The sequence below is a fragment of the Bacteroides sp. D2 genome, assembly GCF_025147085.1.
GTDB lineage: Bacteria > Bacteroidota > Bacteroidia > Bacteroidales > Bacteroidaceae > Bacteroides.
The window spans coordinates 1061071-1085258 of the sequence record NZ_CP102261.1 but is presented as its reverse complement, the minus strand read 5'-3'; the positions used below and the strand labels follow the sequence as shown (position 1 = coordinate 1085258).

At 38.6% G+C, this 24188-nt stretch carries 14 protein-coding genes; 5 read left to right on the top strand and 9 right to left on the bottom strand.

The genetic code is table 11. The features are described from left to right. Positions 1 to 20 precede the first annotated feature (20 nt). Genes NQ505_RS03825 through NQ505_RS03810 form a run of 4 tightly spaced genes read left to right on the top strand, consistent with a single transcriptional unit; the run spans position 21 to position 5893 of the window. Positions 21 to 1853: a RagB/SusD family nutrient uptake outer membrane protein gene (locus tag NQ505_RS03825; RefSeq protein WP_369747808.1), complete on the top strand. Its 1833-nt coding sequence runs from the start codon at positions 21 to 23 to the stop codon at positions 1851 to 1853. A 26-nt stretch (positions 1854 to 1879) separates the two neighbouring features. Beyond that, entirely contained in the window at positions 1880 to 2965 is a 1086-nt protein-coding gene (locus NQ505_RS03820) for a family 43 glycosylhydrolase (RefSeq protein WP_004307466.1), read from the top strand. A gap of 3 nt (positions 2966 to 2968) precedes the next feature. Then, complete coding sequence (locus NQ505_RS03815) at positions 2969 to 4045, top strand: metallophosphoesterase (protein ID WP_008998197.1); 1077 nt, start codon at positions 2969 to 2971, stop codon at positions 4043 to 4045. A gap of 39 nt (positions 4046 to 4084) precedes the next feature. Then, positions 4085 to 5893, top strand: a complete 1809-nt coding sequence (locus NQ505_RS03810; RefSeq protein ID WP_008998196.1) for a glycoside hydrolase family 2 protein — start codon at positions 4085 to 4087, stop codon at positions 5891 to 5893. A gap of 184 nt (positions 5894 to 6077) precedes the next feature. On the opposite strand, the gene NQ505_RS03805 is transcribed toward NQ505_RS03810, so the two are convergent. From NQ505_RS03805 to NQ505_RS03765, 9 genes are all read right to left on the bottom strand, one after another. Beyond that, positions 6078 to 9356: a glycosyl hydrolase gene (locus NQ505_RS03805; protein ID WP_004324296.1), complete on the bottom strand. Its 3279-nt coding sequence runs from the start codon at positions 9354 to 9356 to the stop codon at positions 6078 to 6080. Between the two features lie 111 nt (positions 9357 to 9467). Then, a complete protein-coding gene (locus NQ505_RS03800; RefSeq protein WP_225473440.1) occupies positions 9468 to 10160 on the bottom strand; it encodes an SGNH/GDSL hydrolase family protein in 693 nt (230 codons plus the stop codon). A gap of 60 nt (positions 10161 to 10220) precedes the next feature. After that, positions 10221 to 12122 carry a beta-L-arabinofuranosidase domain-containing protein gene (locus NQ505_RS03795; protein ID WP_232292981.1) on the bottom strand — a complete coding sequence of 634 codons (1902 nt, stop codon included), beginning with the start codon at positions 12120 to 12122 and terminating at the stop codon, positions 10221 to 10223. A 192-nt stretch (positions 12123 to 12314) separates the two neighbouring features. Next, entirely contained in the window at positions 12315 to 13214 is a 900-nt protein-coding gene (locus NQ505_RS03790; RefSeq protein WP_004307460.1) for an endonuclease/exonuclease/phosphatase family protein, read from the bottom strand. Positions 13215 to 13375: 161 nt separating this feature from the next. Beyond that, positions 13376 to 15142 carry a RagB/SusD family nutrient uptake outer membrane protein gene (locus tag NQ505_RS03785; protein WP_008998194.1) on the bottom strand — a complete coding sequence of 589 codons (1767 nt, stop codon included), beginning with the start codon at positions 15140 to 15142 and terminating at the stop codon, positions 13376 to 13378. Positions 15143 to 15156: 14 nt separating this feature from the next. Next, the gene (locus tag NQ505_RS03780; RefSeq protein WP_008998193.1) at positions 15157 to 18717 is read right to left on the bottom strand and encodes a TonB-dependent receptor; all 3561 of its coding nucleotides are present in this window, start codon (positions 18715 to 18717) and stop codon (positions 15157 to 15159) included. A 150-nt stretch (positions 18718 to 18867) separates the two neighbouring features. Then, positions 18868 to 19812 (bottom strand): FecR family protein, encoded by a 945-nt coding sequence (locus NQ505_RS03775; RefSeq protein ID WP_008998192.1) that lies wholly within the window; start codon positions 19810 to 19812, stop codon positions 18868 to 18870. A 164-nt stretch (positions 19813 to 19976) separates the two neighbouring features. Then, the gene (locus tag NQ505_RS03770) at positions 19977 to 21476 is read right to left on the bottom strand and encodes an IPT/TIG domain-containing protein (protein WP_004324302.1); all 1500 of its coding nucleotides are present in this window, start codon (positions 21474 to 21476) and stop codon (positions 19977 to 19979) included. Between the two features lie 438 nt (positions 21477 to 21914). Continuing rightward, positions 21915 to 22484, bottom strand: coding sequence for an RNA polymerase sigma-70 factor (locus tag NQ505_RS03765; RefSeq protein WP_004307454.1), 570 nt, complete (start codon positions 22482 to 22484; stop codon positions 21915 to 21917). 461 nt (positions 22485 to 22945) lie between these two features. Between NQ505_RS03765 and NQ505_RS03760 the strand changes: the two genes are divergently transcribed. Beyond that, on the top strand, positions 22946 to 24148 hold the full coding sequence (locus tag NQ505_RS03760) for a glycoside hydrolase family 88 protein (protein WP_008998191.1): 1203 nt from the start codon (positions 22946 to 22948) through the stop codon (positions 24146 to 24148). Positions 24149 to 24188: the final 40 nt, after the last annotated feature.

Here is a 24188-nt window from a genome sequence, read left to right as displayed (position 1 = left end):
ACTTACTCTAAAACGATTTTATGATGAAAAACAAAATAAAAATATTTCGAAAATTAGTAAGATGTGCATCTATTGCCTTGCTGTCTTTCTCTATGGCTGGATGCGGTGCGGACTTTTTAGATACTACTCCTACCAATAACATAAGCGGTAGTAGTATCTGGACGAAAGCAACTTTGGCCGAACAGGCTGTTATCGGCGTATATAATGTCTTTCTGGATCAATATTGTCCTAACTCCGGCATTTTGGATTCGCACCGGATTCCATGGGATGCTTATTCTTCTGTGATGGATACAGACAAGAACTGGATTAAGCGAATGCCTAATTGTACAGGAGCAGCTACTCCCTCAAGTGGCCTGTTCAGTGATATTTATAAACGTTTTTATACTTTTATCTATCGTGCTAATGATGTGATAGATAATATTGGTCAGGTTCCTGATATGTCGACCGGAGAGAAGCAACGGGCTATCGCCGAATGTAAATTCTTGCGTGCATTTGCTTATATGCGCTTGAATATCTTGTATAAAGGAGTGCCGTTATATATGAATGCAATCACGAGTCCTGAAAACGGTAACAAAGCCCGTTCTTCAGAAGCGGATGTTTGGGCGGCTATACTCCAGGATCTGACAGATTGTGTGAATGAACCCAATCTACCGGGTAAATATAATTCGGGTGACTCTAACTATGGACGGGTAACCAAAGGAGCTGCTTATGCATTACGCGGACAAGTATATATGTGGCAGAAGAATTGGGAGGCGGCGGTTGATGATTTTAATTCTGTGGCTGACTGTGGCTTCGGGTTATATACTAAGGCCGGTGCTACCAGTTATAAGCAGTTGTTGAAAATAGCAAATGAACAATGTGAAGAAATGATATTCTCTGTGCAATGCATCAAGCAATACGGCTACTCCAATACAAGGAACATCACTTACGGCAACCGTTGTACAGCAGGTTCTATGTGGAATAACTATTTGCCTAATCCGCATTTTGTAGAATCTTTTGAGACGGCGACCGGAGAAAAGTTTAATTGGGATAACTACTTGCCGGGCTATAGTGCGATGAAAGAAAAAGAACGTGTGGTGTTTTTTCTACGCGATGGACTGTCTGCGGCGGAAAAGGAACGTATGACTGCCTATGGGGCCGATATGAGCAAATATCTGGATAGTGGCAATGAAGCACGTATCAAAAAAGCTTACGAGAGCCGTGATCCACGTCTGCAAATGGCTGTCATTACCCCTTACGCACAATACAATGGTGCTTCTTCTGGAATAGCTCATACTTATACATTGCGTTGGCCTTATCGTGGCTCCGACAGTGCAGAGCCTTTTGATATCCGTACTGATACAAACGATAAGTTTTACTATCTATGGAGAAAGTTTGTACCTGAAGGTCTGGAACAGACAGAACGTGATACTTATGGATTGGATATTCCATTAATACGCTATGCGGAAGTATTGCTCCTGAAAGCAGAAGCGCTAAATGAATGGGGAAGTACCCATGAAAGCGAAGCAATCAGATGTGTTAATGAAGTAAGACGTCGTGCAGGGCATGTCGAATTGAATAATGCAACTTATCCTGCTACGAAAGTTAACGGGCAGAGTGATTTGCGTGAACGTATCCGGAATGAGTATTACTGGGAAATCGGTGGCGAAGATTCCATGTATTTCCATGAATTGCGTTGGGGAACGTGGAAAGATAAGAAGTTTGATAATAATCGTAACGGTCTGATGCAGATGTGGGGTGAAACGACTTATACCTGGTACTGGTTGGGAGATCAGTGCTGGAGCTGGCCTATTCCTGCTAAAGAAATGGAAATGAACTCGAATTTGGAACAGAATGAAGGTTGGATAAATTAATCTTAGTTTTAACTAATAAAGTATATATGAAAAAATTATCTTTTTTAATTGCAACAGCATTGTGTATCATGGCATGTTCCGGTGGCTCTGACGAACAACCGGATGGGCCGGGTAACGGTAATGGAAATGGGGGTGGGGGGAGTACACCTAACCCTGTTTCATTCTCCAATCCTATAGTCGGCAAACAGTTGCCTGATCCGACAATAATTCATGCGGCAGACGGGAACTTTTATTTGTATGTTACCCAACAGGATAATATCTATATTCCGATTTACAAATCTACTAATATGACACAGTGGACTTATGCTGGGGCAGCCTTTCTGCAAAAACCGAACTGGCAGCCGGACACTCGCTTATGGGCTCCGGACATTAACTATATCAATGGCAAATATGTGCTCTATTATACTCTCGGGCACTGGGACTTGCCTAAGAATAGTTGTATCGGGGTGGCGGTCAGCGACTCTCCTGTAGGGCCTTTTACGGATCACGGAAAACTTCTTGACTACAATTCTGGTACTATGCAGTGCATCGACCCTTGTTATTTTGAAGATAATGGTAAGAAGTATCTTTTCTGGGGAAGTTATAATAGTACTTCTAAAGGCTATGAAGGAGGTATCCGTTATGTAGAGTTAAGTGCTGACGGTCTATCCATTAAAGGGGCTGTTTCCGAAAAGATAGCGGGTCCTTCAATAGAAGGCATCATGGTTCATAAACGCGGGAATTATTATTATCTATTTGGCTCTACGGGTAGTTGTTGTGAAGAGGAAAGAAGTACGTATCGTGTAGTGGTGGGGCGTTCTAAAAATATCGAAGGTCCTTATGTGGGTAAAAACGGTACTGTGATGAAAGAAAATAGTAGTTATAATGAAGTAATTCTACAGGGTAATAACCTGTTTGCCGGAACCGGACACAATTCCGAAATTATCACGGATGACGAGGGTAATGACTGGTTCTTCTATCATGCCTGGCAGAAAGCGAAAATAGATAATGGTCGTCAATTGATGTGTGACCGCATACAATGGAGCAGTGATGGCTGGCCTTATATTACTAATGGCACACCGGCATCCGTATCTCGTGCACCTGTATTTAAAAACGAAGAAGAAAAAGAGTAATCTATGAAACTATTCAACTATTTATTGGCCGGGATATTGTGTGCTTCTGCTACTGCTGTCTCGGCGCAGCATCGGGCTGATCCCCAGAAGCTGGTCGATCCGGAATCCTTTTCTATGATTTTGCTTGGTGATCCACAGGGATATACCAAGTATGATATTAACCAGCCGCTTTTTGATCTTTGCACTGCATGGATTGCGGACAACATAGAACCGCTTAAAATTAAAGCTGTCCTTTGTACGGGGGATTTGGTAGAACAGAATGACAACAATGTGTTAAACCGTAAGATGCTAAATCAGACGAGTCGTGAGATGTGGGAGGCAGCGTCGCAGGCTTTGAAAAGACTGGATAACAAAGTACCTTATATTATTGCCGCAGGCAATCATGATTATGGATACAAAGCCGCAGAAAACGGTCGTACTTATTTTCCTGATTATATTCCTTTTGAGCGTAATTCTACCTGGCGGAATATCTGTGTCAGTGAATTTCCTAATCGTGAAGGCAGGGCGTCTTTAGAGAATTCGGCTTTTGAGTTTGATGAGCCGGGATGGGGAAAGATTTTGGTTATAGCAGTAGAGTTTGTGCCTCGTGATGAAGTGCTGCAATGGGCGAAAAATTTGGTAAACAAGCCGGAATACAAGAATCATAAGGTGATTTTTATCACTCATTCTTATCTTGATATAGGTAATAAGCGCGTTACGAAAGATGGGTATAAGATTTCTCCACAAAACTCGGGGCAGGCTATTTGGGAGAAACTTATTTATCCTTCTTCCAATATCCGTCTCGTACTTTGCGGACATGTGGGAAGAGGCACCGGTGAATATGAGAATAATGTGGCTTATCGGGTGGATAAGAACAGTGCCGGGAAAGATGTATCACAAATGACGTTTAATGTACAATATGTAGGAGGCGGTCCGGAAGGGAACGGAGGGGATGGTTGGCTTCGCATTCTGGAATTTATGCCGGATGGTAAAACGATCAAAGTACGTACTTATTCTCCCTTGTTTGGGATTTCAAAATTGACCAGGCATCTGGCACATCGTACGGCACCTTACGATCAGTTTGATATTATATTGGAATAACTTGACCTAGTAAAAATATTCTTAATAGAAATAATGTAGATGAGAAAAATTGTATGTTCTTTAGTGATACTTATTAATAGTGTTTATCTATTTGCACAGTGGAAACCGGTTGACGGTCGAATTATGACGGAATGGGCGGCGAAAATAGATGTTGAAAACGTGTTGCCCGAATATCCCCGCCCAATTATGGAACGTGCTGACTGGATAAATCTGAACGGATTGTGGAATTATGCTATTTCTCCGATAGGTCAAGCTATGCCACAAAGTTATGATGGTCGGATTTTAGTTCCTTTTGCTGTAGAATCCAGCTTGTCCGGAGTGGGGAAAAGCCTTGGGGAGAAGAATGAACTTTGGTATCAGCGTCAATTCTCGGTTCCCTCCAAATGGAAAGGACATAGGATCTTATTGCATTTTGGGGCTGTTGACTGGAAAGCGGATGTTTGGGTAAATAAGGTAAAGGTGGGACAACATACAGGAGGATTTACTCCTTTTTCTTTTGATATCACGCCTGCCTTGCTGAATGGGGAAAATGAATTGATCGTGAAAGTGTGGGACCCGACTGATAAAGGTCCTCAGCCTAGAGGAAAACAGGTTAGTAAGCCGGGAGGTATCTGGTATACTCCTGTCAGTGGTATTTGGCAAACAGTTTGGCTAGAACCCGTGCCAATCCGGTCGATTGTCAATATCAAAACGACTCCTGATATTGACAGGAATAAGTTGACAGTAGAGGTTATGACAGATCATCAGATGCTTTCAGATAAATTGGAGGTGAAGGTATTAGAAGGAAAGCAGTTGGTGGCTGTAGGAAGTTCCGTAAATGGTATTCCGGTTGAGATTGCTATGCCGTCTGATGTAAAGTGGTGGTCTCCGGATTCTCCGTTTTTATATGATATGGAAATTTGTCTATATTCAGAAAATAAGTTGATCGATAAGGTTAAGAGCTATACTGCCATGCGTAAATATTCAACGAAGCGTGATAAAAATGGGATTGTGCGTCTGCAACTGAATAATAAAGACTTGTTTCAATTTGGTCTTTTAGATCAGGGCTGGTGGCCGGATGGCTTGTATACAGCACCTTCGGATGAGGCTTTAGTATATGATATTCAAAAGACAAAAGATTTTGGATATAATATGATTCGCAAACATATAAAAGTAGAGCCTGCCCGTTGGTATACGTATTGTGATCGTTTAGGGGTTATTGTGTGGCAGGACATGCCGAGTGGTGATAAGAATCCCGAGTGGCAGAATCGGAAGTATTTTGAGGGAACAGAATTTAAACGGTCTGCTGAATCAGAGGCTATTTATCGTAAAGAATGGAAAGAAATTATCGACTGCCTTTACTCTTATCCTTGTATTGGCACATGGGTACCTTTCAATGAGGCTTGGGGGCAGTTTAAAACCCCTGAAATAGCAGAATGGACAAAGCAATATGATCCTTCCCGTTTAGTGAATCCTGCCAGTGGAGGTAATCATTATACCTGTGGTGATATGCTCGATTTGCATAATTATCCCGGTCCGGAGATGTATTTATATGACGCACAGCGTGCAACTGTACTCGGAGAGTATGGAGGAATTGGTTTAGTGCTGAAGGAGCATCTTTGGGAGCCGAATCGTAATTGGGGGTATGTTCAGTTTAGTACTTCCAAAGAAGCTACTGATGAGTATCTGAAGTATGCTAATATGCTGAAGGATATGATTGCACGTGGATTCTCGGCTGCTGTTTATACACAGACTACAGATGTTGAGATCGAAGTGAACGGATTGATGACATACGACCGCAAAGTAATAAAACTGGATGAACAGAATTTGAAGAGGGTAAATACGGAAATTTGTGAAAGTTTAAAGTAAGAAGCCGGATTAGCCATTTGGCTGAACAAGGCAACTCATCTGTAGCCATTCGAATTATAGATATAGTTTGCAATATTATATAATTGAGAAGAGGGTATCTGAAAATGAAGTGACTCCTAAAATTTTTTGTCTAACTTTTAGGGGTCACTTCATTTTCAGATACTTTCTTAAAGAATGAGATGTGTCAATATTTTATTAATCTTATAGGCCCTAATAATCCAGAAGGTAGTAATGCCGAATCAGATTTGAAAAAATGGTAGGATGTATAATATTGGGGAGTTACACCTTTTTGTTGATCACCTATTAGTCCATTTCTCCAAAGGTTGGTGACTTTTATTTCCAGAGTATTTTCTCCAGGATTGATTGCAGCGGTTATATCAACAATAAAAGGAGCTTTCCAAAATGTGCCGCATATTTTTCCATTCACATAAACCTCTGCAATATTTTTAACTGATCCCATATCAAGTAATAGCTTATCCGATTTTTTATAATTCTCCGGTTTGATAATAAAAGAGTTAGTATAAGTAGCAGTTCCAGAGAAGTATCGGATGGAAGGAGATGAGTAGTCGGTGAAGGAAACTAAACTATCCATTAAAAGAGATTCGGAATTTCCTATTTTAGGTTGAAATTTTACAGTCCAGTTAGAATCAATTGTAGTTAATTCTTTTTTGTGAGGTAAAGGAATCTCTTGTTTTATACGTTTAGTGGGTTTTATAAATACAACGAATACAGCATCATTTTGTACCATTGAGAATTTAACAATAGTCCGTCCGTCCTTCATCTCATAAGAAACATCCTCTGAAAGTCCGGTTTCAGGATGCCAAATTTCAGGTTTCAATCCAGATACCCGAAAAGAAACTTCCGTATATAACTCTTTATCAGAAGGATTACTGACCCAATAAATATGACCATGATCAAGCAAGCGGTGTCTGTATTTTAAAGTTATATGTTTATTATTGCGGTATATAAAGTCCGGTTGCACACCTGTTGATTCCAGGATTTCTTCTATAGGAGTATCGGTATAGACGTTTTTTCGGTTGGTATGCCAGATGGAAGTTACTAACGCTTTAAATTCATCAGCATTATCCAAATTGCTTCCGCGAAAAATAGGTTCTCTGCCTAAAACAGCAACACCTTCTTCTACCAAAGATGCTATTTTTTTCAATACTTTGAGTGACATTACTTTGGTATTCTCTCCTAATATTAAAATAGAATATTTTCGTCCGGAAGGAGCTAACAAGCACTTCTTGTCCATCTTGATATCATGCACAAATCCATATGGGTCAATAAAGTCGTATTCATATCCTGCAGGTATGTCCGGAAGAGTATGTGCATATAAACCTGTAATACAATTATCTTCTCCGTAATAGTATAAAATGTCTGCCACATTATTACCTTGTTGAAGCATATAACTACTGCGCGCAAGATAATCTATCCATACTTTTGCTTGTTCAGCCCAAGTTTCATGGCGGTTAAACCATTGCCCGTATTGTATTAATCCAAGTCCCGGTATTTTATCATCCACAGGCTGGTGCGATGTCTCATGAATAACAAAACGATTTAATCCGTTTGCTAAAGCTTTATCTGCGATAGGCTTAATGTTTTCTGGACAACATGCATATGCATGGTGGGCTATAGCAGAGCCAAATTCAGCTGCTACAATGTTTTGTCCATAGATATGGGCGACTGAAGCGCTTTCTCTAATATCCGCTTGTCCCATCTGTTGTGATGAACAGGCACCGGAATTAGGCATCCAAAGTGCTGCCATGGGGAATGTTGCCGTTCTTTTTATTTCCATTCCATCACCTACATATACTCTTCCGTTTTCGTGAGCTTCTGTATATCGTCCTTTTAAACCATATTCTTTTACAATAGAATTTATGCGGTCATAATTTTTACGATACAATTCTGCGATAGCCAGGCGCCAATCGCGAAGAAAACACTCGCTTTCACTTGTGTTTTCTATGATTTCGCCGGTTAAAACAGGCAACCAAGGTAATAAATCATATCCATATTTATGCTTAAAGAAGCTAGGTAACGATGGGGTCCAAGTCTGCCAATGCGCTTCGTAACTATCCGTTATAATATATTGGATTCCGCGTTTTCCCATAAAACCGCCGGCAGCTTCTTTATACATATCCATATAAGTGCGAAAATATGAAAGCCAACTTTCCGGATCAAGTTTATCCACTTCTAAACCGGTAGCCTCGGCTGGGGCAGGATGATTGCGTTTACCTGTAAGTGAATAGCCGAAACGGTAAATGCGCCACTTCCCTTCTGGGACATTCCATTTTAAAATGCCGTTCGAGTCGAGCTTGTTCGTTAATATAATAACATTTTTTTTATCAATGGGAGTATTTGTTTCCGGTGTTGGATAGTTCATCAGGTCGTGCGGAGAAGAAAACCCCGCTTTCTCTTCTGTGTGATTTATCTTTACAGTCGGGTGTAATACAAATTCTGGTATTTGAGTACCCGGAGCATTGTTTGTAGGATTAGGAACAAGTACCCGGAAATAACGTGCTGTTGTTTCCGGAATAGATATGGTTTGCTGAGCATTACCTCCATCCGGAATTCCGCAAACCATCCGATAATCAACCCCATTGTCACTACATTGTAGAAAATTTACTGTTTGAGGAGATTCTGAACGCCATTCTGTACGCAAACGGCCACTGACAAAAGATAAAGCTCTTATCGTTTGCGGTTTGGGAAAAGAATATTCTATCCAACCATATTTATCAAATGGGTTGAACGGTAGAAGCTCGGCATTTGTAAAATCTCCGTCTGTAAGTTTATGTAGTGAGAAATTACCACCACTTGAAGTTATTTCAGCATCTAACTCATTTAACGATAATTCTTCGCTTGGCAATCGTACGGCAATCGTGGCAATATCTTCGTAATATTCGGTATAGTTGTTCATGTTTCGTATGGGGATATTTTGAAATTCCCCTGTCGTGGTATATGGGCTTGGTAGTTTCCCGGAAAACATTTTTTGACCTTCTACCGTGAATGTTCGCCACACTAGTTTTTTCATAGCATTTTTAGGATTTACCCAAGGACCTCCCGTTGAGCTCCATCCTGGAGCACTGGCTATACCGACTTCCATATTTAAAGAGTCTGCTAGATGGATGGCATAGCGGAAGGCTTTTTTCCATTTGGGAGTCATGTATACAAGCCGTTCTTTGACAATCGGTTTGGTATACAAGGAAGCGTCAAATTGATGAAATCCTCCTATTCCGATCCTATTCATCCATAATAAGTCTTTATAGATTCCTTCTTCCGTAATATTACCGTCCATCCAATGCCACCATACTCTTGGTTTTGCTTCTTGTGGTGGATTAATAAATCCCTTGTAGATTTCGTGTTCGGAAGTCAAAGCAGATGCGTGTGTCTTTATTGAATATAAGGTTAGGATATAAGAAAACAAGAGTATTGTTACTATAGGGATATTGTTAAAGTGTTTCATATAATTATAATCGTTAAAAGTATGTTTGAAATTCTAAGTTTCTCGCAGAAAGAAGAAGTGCTTTTTCTGTAAGAAACATGAATCACATAAAATGTAGAGGGGTGTGTTAAATTAACGTATTACTCCCCAAATAGTCTCTGCAATCATTTGCATTCCTTCATCATTGGGATGCGTTATGATAAAATCTTGAGTGATTACATATGGCTTCTTATTTATGTCATAAAGTGTATCGCCTATTTGTGGGCGGACATTATATAGATTATCTATCCAATAGAGTGGCACGTAAGTAAGATCGTTGGTTCGTGCGGCATGAATGATGCTCCGTTCTTTACTGTCGTTTTTCCAGAAACAACCGGTAATAATAACACGCTTTGCTTTGCTCTGACAATATTTCACAAGTCGTGAAATTGCATCTGGAAAAGTGGTAACATCTTGTACATTTTCACCTAAACGTATAATAATGATATCTTTGTTTTTGCAATAAGATCCAATTAGGGAGTCAATATCGCATGATAGATTACGCTCCCAAGATGCAATGTTTAAGGGGGTGACAGTTGAGTTCGGATGATACTTACAAAGCATCTTTTCCAATTGATGGCAATAGTCATATTCTATATTGGAAGCAGCCATACCCCAATCGGAAAACCATTCGATATCTTCTTTTATCGGATGTTTTGTAATAGAGTTTCCTAAACAAAGGACCTGTAGCGGGTCATTGACATTATGCGGTTGTTGGCAGGCGATAAATAACCCTCCACAAATAGCTGCAAATAGTATCTTTTTTATTTTATTGTATTTTTTCATTGTTATAACACGATTAATATTCCGTAATGGCTGGTTCTCCTTCAAGCCAGGCTATCATATTTAGTACTTTTTATAAGGTTCGGACATGGCATGGAATGTTTGTGGTATCCATACCCTGTAACGCCCATTGGGATTCCAATCATTGCCAGAAGAAGAAAAGTCGCAAAAATTGATAAGTTTGGGAGTCTTGTTTTCTACGTTTTCTAAATCCGTACCCAATACGGCAGGAACTGTAAGTGTGATCCAAGGGAAGGTTCCTGTTTTGTTTTTTTTAATTTTCGCTTGTATTACACCTTGATTGTTACACTTAATGGTTGCACATTCGTCTATATCACCATCGTTGAAACGACTGTCTCGTGCGAAAAGTAAAGGACCGCGTACTATGGCTTGAGAATTATTTAGTTTTACGACTTTGGTTTCTATCTTGAAATCAAGTGTCACCTTATCCGCATTTTCCCAGATACGTTCTATGTATAGGTAGCCTCCTTTATGCGTTATTTCCTGCTCCTCTCCATTTATATAGGCTTTCATCTTTTCTATTTGAGTCGGTATACGTAACGCAAGCGTGAATTTCTCCTTTTTTTGTACTCCTATGTTTACATTTACCTTACCATGTATAGGATAATCGCTCTCTACATTTAAATGAACTTTATTTTTTTTATTTAGTGAAATAGTGGCCTGTAAAGGTAAATAGAGGTTGAGATAAATGTGGTTGTCTTTTATTGTACAAGCCGTTTTGGGTATTAGAGCAAACCCTCTTGGTCCATTGGCGTTACAACAATTTATATGCATACCACATTGCTCTTCGCCGGGTTGTCTTCGACCTTCCAATGGGCTGTATTTAGAGATTTGACTGCCGTCATTTTTCATGGTTGCCATCAAAGCGTTGTACATGGTGTGTTCAAATTCTTCTGCATAGAACGAGTTGCCGGTTTTGCATAGCAGGCGATGACATAGTTGCATGTAAGTAAATGTGACGCAAGTTTCCATGGTATGGTATGTAGGCAATGTTTGTTTCTCCTTTCCTTTATACCAGCATTCAAAAGCGGCTCCTGAACCTGCTATATTAATCTCATCTTCTTGGATATTGTTTACTGCTTTCTCTGCAATTCTTATGTAAAAAGGATCATTTACTATGGTGCCAAGTTCTATCAGCCCTTCATAACATGACATCATTTCATAAGCTTTCTGACCATTTTCGAATGACCACCAAGATTTTGGAAAAGCGGAACGCTCAGAAACAGGAATGTTTTTCAATGTTTTAGTTATCAGTTGAGAACTCCCTTCCCGTTCGATAGAAGAAACAATGCTTTTGGCAAAAGATAAATATCGGGGATTTCTGGTAATATCGTATAAATAAACCACAGGCTCCAAAATGGAGCAACTGGCCATGCCTAAATAATAACCGGTTGCAGCAATATTAATATTATGTATTTGTAGTTGTTCCATGAGATGGTTTATCAGTCGTTCAACTGCATTCAAGGCTTTTTTATCGCCGGTGAGCCTATAATAAGAAAGCAAGGAGAGCGAAGTGTATTTTCTTCCCCAAATATCCCAATTGGTCAGTTGTGCTTCTCGTTTGTAATTTCCTATATATCCATCACTTGTTTGGGTATTCATGAGCTTTTCTACGCTGTTTGTTATCAAATTATACAATTCTTTATCCTTTGTATATTGGTATGAAGCTATTGCCCCGAGTAGCCATTTTCCGAAAAATTCAGATTGCCAGAGATGATCCTCGTTTCGATGCTTGAAAGGCTCGATTAGGTGGTCTGTATTTTGGGATTTTACTCGATGTTCTATGCAGGTGTTAATGCGATTGCCGATATAGCCATCAATATGAATATTTTCTATGTTATATTCTTGAGAGAGAGCTGGTAGTATATTGAGTATACATAATCCGATAATCCATTTTTTATAGTTCATATATTTTTGAGTATTAATTGTTTTCTGCAAATTCATTTGTCATATGTATTGTGTTATGGTAATATTTTTGTGTGCAAATTTGACAAAAAGTATACTGGCAACTGTTTTTAACTATTAACAGCTGTCGGCAATCGAATGTGTAAACAGAAGTGAGGCCCCTTCTTGGTATGCAGACGTTTGCTAGTCTATGGGCACTCACTATGTCAGGCTCACGTTAATTTGTCCTCATTATAATTCTGCTTTTATCATAATAGGATAATGATCGGAAGAAAATCGTCCTTGACGCGCATCATCCGTAATGGTTTCAAAGGAGAGAACTTTAATGCTTTTTTCCACTAAAATATAGTCGATTCGATGTTCTGGGTTGAAATCGAAATTCCAATAATGCAAAGTGCCTGCAGGACCTTTCGGGGTAGTCTCTGATATGCTATAAGAATCTTTGAATAGTCCGGAATTTAGAATAAAGGAAATAGGTTCTTCATCTGGGTCACAGTTTAAATCACCGGTACAAAAGTAAGGCAGATCTCCTGCTATTTCTTGTACTTTCTGAACAAGTAACTTTGCGGAGTTGACGCGTGCTTCATTGCTGACATGATCAAAATGCGATGAGAAGAAGAAAAAATCTTTGTCCGTCTTTTTATCTTTGAATTTACCCCATGTGCAGATTCGGTTGCAAAAAGAGTTCCAACTTTTAGACGGCTTGTCCGGAGTTTCTGAATACCAAAATTGTCCATGATATAATAATTCCACTCTTTCTTTTTTGTAAAGAATAGGGCAGAACTCTCCAGCTTCTTTTCCATCGTCACGACCTGTACCTATGTATTCATACTGTTTTAATTCTAACAGATCATTCAGTTGGTTTAAAAGACACTCATTAACGCCAAAGATATCAAAATCATGTGATGTGATGATTTCTTTTGCCATTGTCTTTCGGTTTGCCCAAACGTATTGTCCATCTTCAGGTGTGTCATAGCGAATATTGAATTGGGCTACGCAAAGAGAGTTGGATGGCGTTTCATTGTTAAATGGAGGCATTTCTGGTTCATCTTCTATTGTTGAATTGGAGCAACCAATAAAAAAAAATGAAAGAAGAAAGAAGTTGTAAATGAAATTTCTTTTAGAGTTCATAGGTCTTGTTTTAATTATTAGTATTTTATAATTCCATATATTAGTGAGATGGTAAGTTTGAAAATGAATTCAGGTGAAAAAGCGGAGTTATTGCATAAATAGAGAGTTAAAACTTGCATCCTTGCAATAGCTCCACTTGATTTCCTATTGAATATTTTCGACTAAAAATTTAAGCCGTCATCCCAGCCCGGATTTTGCGTAAGTGCACCATTTGTGATGAGACGTTCATTAGAGGGTATTGGGTAAAAATAATCACGTTGTTCATTCCAGAAAAGCGTGAGGCCTTTATGAGGAGATAGATAACCTTTATTTCCATCAGAAAGTTTAATGTCGGAATCTATCTTTAAGTATGTTATACCTTGTGCATTACCAGGCTTTGTGTCTGTATAAAGACAAATATCGTTTTGTCCGTCACCGTTAAGGTCATATTCGCCGGGAGATGGAAAATACATACCCAATATGGCTTGTTTCATGTTTTGCCCGGCTTTCCAGCGCAGGATGTCATCATAACGAAAATGTTCAGAAAGCAATTCGATTGTTCTTTCACGACGAATTTCCAAGATTACCCCTTGATTAGCGCCGGAGACATTTGGGTAGCCGGTAGTGTTTGCTAATAAATAGGGGTCTGGATTTGCATTGGCTGTTTTCATGATGAGATGGGGCATTCCTACACGGTCGCGCAATTTATTGATAGAAATATCCAAATCGTCTTGAGTTAATTGGTTGATTTCAGCTAAAGCTTCTGCATAGTTAAGGTAAACTTCTGCAAGTCTAAAATAGAAGAGATCAATATCACTTTTTCCTCCTACTGCTTCATCTTCATATTTAATTAACTGATATCCGGTCACGCAAGCATTAAGGTCTGGAATATTTTTTCTGTTTGATACTATGGGCTGATAACTTGGGGTACAAATAGACTGTGCAAGACGTGGATCACGATTTTTGCATTCATCTACAAAAGTCATAGTTTCCCAATTGGGATTGTCTGTAAACCGGGAACCATCATTCATCAGATAACTAGCTATAATTTTTCTAGTCACTCCAGGACGTCCTTCACCTACGCTTGTGTGATATGTACCAACTGTATTGTATATATCATACGTTAAATTATAATTTCTTGCCATAATTACTTCCGTTGTTGGAGCATTTTGTGAAGTAAAGAGTTTTCGGTATGCCTGGTTCGTTCCACCTTCTGTATATAAGGTATAATTGCTTTCCTTCATTAATTCTCTAGAGGCTGTTATAGATTCTTGCAAGAAAAAATCGGCATTAGTGCTAAGATTTAAATTGTGGTACTTTCTGAATGTGCCTTCAAAAAGGCAAACTCTGGATTTAAGAGACAATGCTGTCCACTTTGTTACTGTATAAACAGAAGGCGTTGTAGAAAGATTGGTGATGGCAAAATCGAGATCTTCCAATATATTTTTCATGACCAATTCTCGAGAGTCTCTCGGTTTGTTTAATTGGTCTGTTTCAGAAACGAATAATTCTGTGTCATACCATGGGACATCCCCAAATCTTTTTACCATTTCGAAATAAAAATATGCTCTGAAAAAACGGGTTAATGCTTGATAACGTGTCCTGACCGTTTTATCCTTACAATTGACAGAGTATTGCAATAGAGTGTTGAAACGCCGTAAGTATCCCCATTCCCAGCCTCCTCCTGAAGCTGGAACTGTACGGGAGTCTGTTGCCGCGCTATTGGGAGTACTATGAGTTATATTATCGGCATCATCTTTATAAAGATCTCTATCTTTGGGGAGAGAATTGTAGAAATTTGTGCTAAAAGCCTGTAAATCAGCTTCGGTAGAAAAGAACGTTTCTGGAGTGATTTTGTCTTTCGGCGTTACATCAAGTAAATCATCACATGAACTAAAGCTCAGTATAAATATTGAAGCTGCGATGAGTAAGAATATGTTATTTTTCATATAGTCAAAATTAATTAGAAGTTAATATTAACACCAAATGTGAAACTTTTTTGCCAAGGATAGACCTTCAAAGTTCCGCCTTGTCTGGCTTGTTCCGGGTCGACATAGTCGGTTTTTATCGGTGACCAATAAGCAAGATTTTCTCCGGAAAAATAAAGACGAACTAAGTCAAGGCCTATTTTGTTAGTCAGAAACTTAGGAAGTGAATAACCGATTGTCAGGTTTTTTAACCGACAATAACCAATATTTTGAAGATAGCGGTCATTCACTGTTGAAAGTTCCGAATTTTCTGTAAGGGCAACAGCTGTTCTAGGTCTGGGGAAGTAAGCGTTGGGATTATCTTCTGACCAACATAATTTTTGAAAATCCTTCGGAATAAATGTTCCGTAGGGGCGGTTGTAATATCCCCAAAATGCTTGGGCTTCTCTTCCTGGATACCAATCTATGTGGCCGATACCTTGGAAGAATATATTAAAATCAAATCCATACCATTGGAAAGCCAAGTTAGTGCCATATTGATAGCGTGGAGAACTATTTCCTAAAATTTCGCGGTCACCGGAGCTTCCGACTCTGTTTTCACCGATACTTATAGTTTTGTTACCATCCAGATCCCGGTATTTTAAATCGCCGGCACGTACTCCCCGGTATTCACCCGATGAACTATTGATAGTGGTGTTTACAGATCTTTGATCTACTTCATAGTTCTTAGCTTCTTCATCGGTCGCAAAGAAGCCATCGACGCGATATCCCCATATTTCACCAATCCGCATTCCTTCATAATAAGTCTTAGCTAATAGTTTGTCGGGGTTGTCGAATTTGGTGATTTCACTGATGTAATCACTGAATGTAAAACTCAGTTGATAAGAGAAAGGTTTGTTGCCTAACTTAAACTGATCTCGCCAAGCAACAGAGAGTTCATAGCCCTTTGTACGCATATCTGCACTGTTCATTTTAGGAGCGGAAGTGCCATATACGGCGGGTAATGTGATGCCGGCGGTAAGCATATCCTTTGTATTCCGAATATAATATTCTCCGGTGAAAGTTAATCTGTTGTCCAAAAATGTCATATCCACACCAGCATTATGTTGTTGTACAGTCTCCCATGTCAGATTGTCGGCAGAGGGAGCGGAAATGTCTGCGTAAGATGGTCTCGCACCTCCGAATAAATATCCGGTAGTTCCTATACTGATAGTGCGGATATAGTCATAATAGCCAACTTGTTGGTTTCCTAAACTACCAAAAGAGTATCTGAACTTTAAATTGTTACACCAGTCTTTCATATTGCTGAAAAACTTTTCTTCCGAGACTCTCCAACCAACAGACATAGAAGGAAAGAATCCCCAGCGATGACCAGAAGCAAAACGAGAGGTACCATCATAACGTCCGCTTAGTTCAAGTAAATATATCCCTTTGTAGTCATAGTTTATACGTCCGAAAAAACCTGCAAGTTTATATTCATTTTGCCCTCCTGTCACTTCCATCCGTTTTTGGTTTGTGGCAGGATCTACTCCTATCAGGTTAAAATCATCCAAAACATCGGAAAGAAGATTATATCCTGTGCCACGAACAGTCTTGTTGTAACGAGTTTCATAATTAAAACCACCTGTAACTTTATAATTATGTTTGTTGGATACAGAACCTTGGTATGTGGCAAATACATTCGTTGCCCAATATTCATTGGGGGCAAATTGCTCAAACATTTGATTTTGGAAATTACCGGTATTAAGTATGGATGTTTCTCCCGGATATTTGGAATATGTTCCATTAGATTGCCGGCGTATGTCGTATTGGTTATAGAGCATGTATGTCAAGTTAGCTTTTATCTCCAACCCTTTCAATGGTTTTAATGTAAGTTCTGTAGTGGTCTTGAAGTTATCTTTACGAGTTTTATTTCTGAACCCTTCGCTGTCTAATATGACTAATAAACCGTCCATAATGGCATAGTCGGTCAGTGAAGTAGTATAAAGGCTTGTCCCGTCAGGATTTTGGGTAGGGAAACTTGCCAAACCATGGTTCTGGGCTTGAGATATGTTCGAATTTATACCTCCCAATCCAGGATAAGTATAATTAGAATTGAAAAATTCAGTATTGTTACTAATGTTAAGCCAATCAGTAATATCTGCGGAAATCCTTGAATGGAAATTTATTCTTCTGAATTTGTCAGTATTTCTTCGATACATTCCTTCTTCACTATTATAACCAGCCGAAAGGTAAAATTTCAATTTGTTTGTTCCTCCGGATATGGAAATATTGTGGCTTTGCAATGGTTTCTTGTCTTTGAACAAGTATTGCCACCAATCCGTATTGGCGTAGTATAAGTATACATTCTGTCCGTTTCTCTTATCCAATACGGTCCAAGGGCGGGCAGGATCTTCTGTCTTGTCGTTTCTTCTTTCCCATAACTCTTTCATGTCTTCTTCTGTATACGAGGTATAGCGACGCCCGTTATTGGGAATGTAAAACTGGTCAACCAAAGAAACATGGTAATAACCACGGTTTTCGTAATCCGTAGATGTAGTGGGTTCTGTCCAACCAACACGCCCACTATAGCTAATTTGTACTTTCCCATCAGAAGAACCGGATTTTGTTGTGACTAAAATAACTCCGAATGAAGCACGTCCACCATAAATAGCAGCGGCGGAGGCGTCTTTTATAACTGAAATTGATTCTATATCATTAGGGTTTACACGGTCAAGGTCCCCTTCAACTCCATCGACTAACACCAATGGTGAGCCTCCGTTGATTGAGTTCGTACCACGGATATTAAAGCTTGCAGTATTACCCGGTACACCGGAAGAAGTGGTGATATTGAGACCGGGTACACGTCCTTGTAGCATGTGTGTAACGCTACTGGCCGGTCTGTCTACAAGCTCTTGAGATGTAACGGTCGAAATTGCTCCTGTTAGATTAGTTCGTTTCTGAGAGCCATAACCAACCACCACTACTTCGTCTAAGGTCTTAACATCTTCCACTAAAAAGACTTTTAAGCTATTCAAGTTCTTTAATTTTATTGTTTGTGGAATGTATCCTATATAACTGAATTGAAGAACATCACCAATGTCGGCTGATAATGAAAACTTCCCGTTTATATCAGTTATTGATCCCTGTGATATACCCTTTACTGTTATTGTAACTCCGATCAAAGGCTCCCCGGCTCTATCTGTTACCACTCCGGTGATTTTTTTTATTGTCGGGGTTTGGGTAATTTCTTTTTTAGTGAGTATTATATGGTTTCCTTCTATTTTATAAATAATAGGAGATTCATGTAGTAATATGGACAATACTTCAGAAACGGGTCTGGCCTTCACGCTGATGCTTTTGTGCAAATTTACATCTACATTTTTTTTATAGATGAATAAGTAATTGGTTTGAGATTCAATTTCACTCAATATAGATTCCAGTCTGACATCTTGCTTATTAATTGTAACTTTGGCATTTTGAGAATTTGCATTCTTTGCCATTAAGCTAAATGAGCAGAATAACAAAAGGAATATAGATGTTCGCATAATTCTAAATAATTGTTTTGAATTTGGATTTTTTTTGCAGTAAAAATCCAATAAAGAAATATTTTTCATATATTTGTAACTGATTTATTAATACGATTTTATAAAAATTGTGTTAGGCAGGAGCTGATAGATAGGGCAAATATCTGTCAGCTCTTTTGTTTTTCAATTAGTATCATTTCATAGGCTTGTTTCTCCCGTGTTATTGAGTTAATATTCTTATTATTTTATATAAATGATGTCATCTGTTGTATGTTTGTTATAAATAAAAGGTACATCCTTTTGTAATATCCGAAGGGCGTAATCCAAGCCGTCAGAGATTCTGAATTTTCCTGTTAATATTATGTTGGTAATGCTAGGCTTGTCTACTATAATTTTCAGGTTATAATATTTCTCCAAGTCTTTTATTATTTCTATGAACGATTTGTTTTTGAAGCAATACAATCCTTCTTTCCAGCGATATATATTATAATCTTCAATTTTGCTTATCACTAATTTGCCATTTTTTAGGGTGCTCTTATAGTCAGGTAATAAAACTTGTGAAATATTATTGTCGGAAGGTGATTTGATTTTTATTTTTCCTTGTATTAAAGAAGCTTCGAAGTTTTGTTGTTTAGCATAAGCCTCTACATTAAATTTTGTGCCCAATACTTCTATGTCCATTGCATGAGTATGTACTATGAACGGGCACTTTTCGTTACGGGCAACATCAAAATAGGCTTCTCCGTCTAATATTATTTCACGTTTATCTTCCATGAATGAAACAGGATATTGCATTTGTGTTCCTGCATTTAGCCAAACATTTGATCCATCGGGCAATTCAATATTTACGCGTTGTCCGGCGGGGACTATTATTGTTTGCATAGCTATGTCAACATGCTTATGATGCTCATTCGTTATTGAAAAGATAGTAGCTGTAATACTTACCGCAATGATTATCACAGAAGCAATCTTTAAGAATTCCCTGATGAAATATCTGTTTCTTTTTGTTGTATTTATTGCTGTCCATTTAGGGTTTCCTATAAGAATCATTGCATTGAATAACTTGCGCTCTCGGTGAAACTGTTTGCTATGTTCTTCTGAACTTTCAGCCCACTCTTTCACTGCTCTCATTTCTTCAATAGATGCTTGTCCCTCGAAAAATCGGTATAATGAATTTTTGTCCATAGGTGCTTTTTATAATGATAGCGAACAAAGAGGGTTTATCCCTAGTGGAAAACTCATTTTTTGCAATTGTACAATTTTTTAAGTTTAGCCGCACACACAGGTTATAGAAGCTGTGTGTGCAGGTTATTTGAGTCGTTAATTAATTTGGGTAAATTTGATACATGTTATTTGTAGCCGATGGTAACTTTGTGTATAGCTTTGTTAGGACCGTCTGCTATGTATATGGTTCCATCTGTATCTTGTACAAAGTCAACCGGACTAGTGGTGCCTGAATCTTTCCAACCATTTTCGGCTTTACAAACGAGGATGATTGTGGCGTCCTGATAACCATTCTTTCCAGGTTTTAGGATCTTGGTTTTACGGGTGCCACTATTACCGTCACTGAACCATATGTAGCCATCCTTATCTACCATTAGCCCCTCTGCTTTTTCCAATTTGGCTGTTTTAGGATCTTCTGTTATATCCTCCGTTATAACTTTGTTACCTCCACCTGCAATCAATGTATAAGCGCCGCTAGAGTCTACTTTATAAATATAGCCGGCATTTGATCCGTCTGTTGCTGCTGCTATCAAGTTACCAGCAGCATCAAAAGCTATGGCTTGTATTTGACGGCCGGTAATTTTAACAAATTCCAACCTTGAACTGCTGTTATAATTTCCTGATGGATATTTTTGGATCGTTCCGGAATTACGGCAAACCGCATACATATTGTTGTATTGGTCAAATTTTACATCCATAAGGTTGTCCAACCCGTTGCGAGTTAACAAATCGGAAACTTGTTTTGTATTAGGATCCCATACGCTAATTTTATCTTCTCCTTTATATGCGAGGTAAAGTTTTCCATTAGTAGGATTAGTGGTGATTTTCAGCAGAACAGTTCCTGTGCCATTGGGGACGATTTTTTCTCGTTCCATTGTTCTTAAATCTATTGCCCAAGCCTCTGTAGCACTACCACCGTTAGTACTGTAAGCTAATCTGCCATCTTTTAAGAATGTAACGCTTTTTAAATCCTGGGTATTAATATCACTAGGTACAGTGATGAAATTTTGTGTACATTCGTAAATCCTCTCTCTTGTATCTTCGTATGTGAAAAGAGCCGGATTTTTGCCTGTTTTTACACCTACAGAGACGGTTACTGCATAAGTTCCTATTTCGTTTTGAGGTGCGATAATTTTCAATTCGGTCTCTGTGGCATATTTAACAGTTGCTATTGCATCTCCTATTTTTACAATGTTTTCTTCGGGGGTGGTACTGAAGTTCTCGCCGATGATAGTAATTTCCGTGTTTTCTGTTCCGGAGCTTGGGCTGATGGAGCTAACAACAGGAGTGTAGTCTACGTAAGTAAATCTTAAGTTCTCTGTCTTTTGGGCACCTACCATTACTTCTATAATACATTCTCCTGCTTCATTTGCCGGGGCAATTACCTGTAGTTGGGTAGCTGTTACCGATGTAATAGTAGCTTTGGCATTTTTTAAATATACTTTGGCTTGATCTGTAAAATTTTCACCGATAATGGTTATCTTAGTTCCTATTTCTCCTTTTGCGGGAGAACTGGTTGTTGTTTTCAGTTGGAGAGGTGTTGATTGCGAATTTTCATCATCACCGGAGCAGCTGAACATAAGTAAGGCTGTACAAACAGCCATGAATGCTGAAGTCGTTTTCATAATAAATTTGATTAGATGAATAAAAGTGTTTATAAATACAAATTATATAGGTTGAGTAAGAACGCTCTTCACTTTTGCGAATATAAATAGCTGTGTTTTCCATTTTTCATGTTCGCATATATGGTGGCTCTTTCATTGCGAAAATAATAGAGTAAGGTCTTATTCATAAATACTTTATTTTTTTGATGTATTTATAGTAATAACGAACAGAGTAAGTTTATCCCTAGTAAGAAAGTGTTTTTTTAGATTCTTCTTTTAAGTATTTGTGTTTTTTCTTTCATTCCGGCTTGCAGCACCTTTTTCGTGCGGAGAGGAAACCATGTGGATGTTTGTCATATCATACTTACGTTTTTGTGCTTTTATTGATCAAAAGGTTCTGGTTCTAGAATATAGGATACATGGGAAGTGAAAAAGTATGATTGGAGTTGTAGTGGTTTTCTAGTTTAAGAAAAAAAGAAGTAGCGTTGTTGGCAAATAGTCTTTTAAAGCTATTCGTAGAACTTTTGTGGCTTTGTTTATATGATATTCGACACCTTTTGTTGTCATGTTCAATAGGTCTGCTATTTCTTTGTGGGATTTATTTTCGTATCGACTCATGGCAAAAATACGTCTGGTTTGCTCCGGTAAAGTTTCTAAGGTTCTATTTACGATTTCTTGAATCTCAGCTGTGAAAATTTCATTAGGTTCAAGTTCTTCTAGAGTTGCGATTCTATTAGATAACTCCCAAGAGTAGATTTGAAAGATTTTATCGGAAGCCATTTGACGAACCTGTTGATTTCGAAGATAATCTATACATTTATGCTTCAAGACAGTCAAAACATAAGCTGGTATGTTTATGTCTGAAGGCAATCGTTCCTTGTTTTCCCAATAATACATAATTGATTCAATGACAAAGTCCTCGGCCACGGCTTCATCATGCACGTACGTAGAGGCAAAATGAATGAAGCGGCGTTGATAGTCAATGAAAAATTGGTTGAAATTGTTGGTGTAATTGTTTTTATTGAACATGCGTTTTATAGTTATGCTCTGCAAATATACACTAATTTCCTATAAACGATGTCTTATTGGCTTCTTATAGAATTAAAAAAGGTTAAGTATTACCTTTTGGCGTGAAAGAAGCTATCTGTAATGTACTTGAAATAAGGTGTTGTTGTCATTTAAACTTCGAGTTTACACTAGTCTTATAGCGGTAGAATATAGTTTTATATCTTTAATAACAATGAATAGAAATGAATTTAATGAATGAGTTTTGAGATAATAAATACTGTGCTGACTAATTTGTTGGGTCAGTTGTGTTAAGACGACCAAACTGAGTTGGAAAGTCTTTGGAAATGCTTGTGCAAATAATTATTTCAGTAAAATGTACCAAAATAGTTCCTCATTTGGATTATTTGGGTCGGTCTATTCTCTTTAAATGCACTACTTTTGCCATCAGGAAAATTAATCACTTAATAAACAATCCATGTATTATGAAAACAATTCTTAGCGCATTAGGACTTTCCCTTTTGATCTTAACGAGTTGCGGTGGACAAAAAAAGGTTGAAGTAGACTTTATTCAGGACAACATCGACAACGCAGTTGCACAAAACACGATTCAAACGGATATTATTGAAAAATCTGGTAAGATCCTGAATCCAAGAACTATCAACAAAGACGGTAGCATTTCTTACATACCTATTGATGACTGGTGTTCCGGTTTTTTCCCCGGCAGTATATGGCTCACATATAAATTGACTGGAGATCAGAAATGGTTACCATTAGCCGAAAAATACACGGAAGCCCTCGATTCGGTAAAATATCTGAAATGGCATCATGACGTAGGTTTTATGATTGGTTGCAGTTATCTGAACGGCTACCGTTTTGCAGACAAGAAAGAATATAAAGATGTAATTATTGAAACAGCTAAGTCACTTTCTACCCGTTTTCGCCCGAATGCTGGCGTTATCCAGTCATGGGATGCTGATAGAGGCTGGCAGGGAACACGTGGATGGAAATGCCCGGTGATTATTGATAATATGATGAATCTCGAACTTTTGTTTGAAGCGACAGCTTTTTCAGGAGATTCTACTTTCTATAATATTGCAGTGAAACATGCCGATACAACAATAGCTCACCACTTCCGTCCGGACAACAGCTGCTATCATGTGGTAGATTACGATCCGGAGACAGGCGAAGTGCGCAAGAGACAAACTGCGCAGGGATATGCAGACGAATCTGCCTGGGCTCGCGGACAAGCTTGGGCTCTCTATGGATATACTACCTGCTATCGCTACACGAAAGATAAGAAATACCTCGACCAGGCGCAAAAGGTGTATAACTTTATCTTTAATAATAAGAACTTGCCGGAAGATCTCGTTCCTTACTGGGATTACGATGCTCCGAATATTCCAAACGAACCGCGTGATGCTTCTGCTGCTGCTTGTACAGCTTCCGCCCTTTATGAACTGGATGGTTACCTGCCGGGTAATCATTACAAGGAAACTGCTGATAAGATTATGGAAAGTTTAGGCTCGCCTGCTTATCGTGCAAAGGTTGGAACAAATGGAAATTTTATCCTGATGCATTCAGTTGGCAGTATTCCTCACGGTCAGGAAATCGATGTTCCTCTGAATTATGCTGACTACTACTTCCTGGAAGGACTTATGCGTAAAAGAGACTTGGAAAAGAAATAAGGAATGAGAAATACAAAAAAATAATGAACAGTAAACAGTG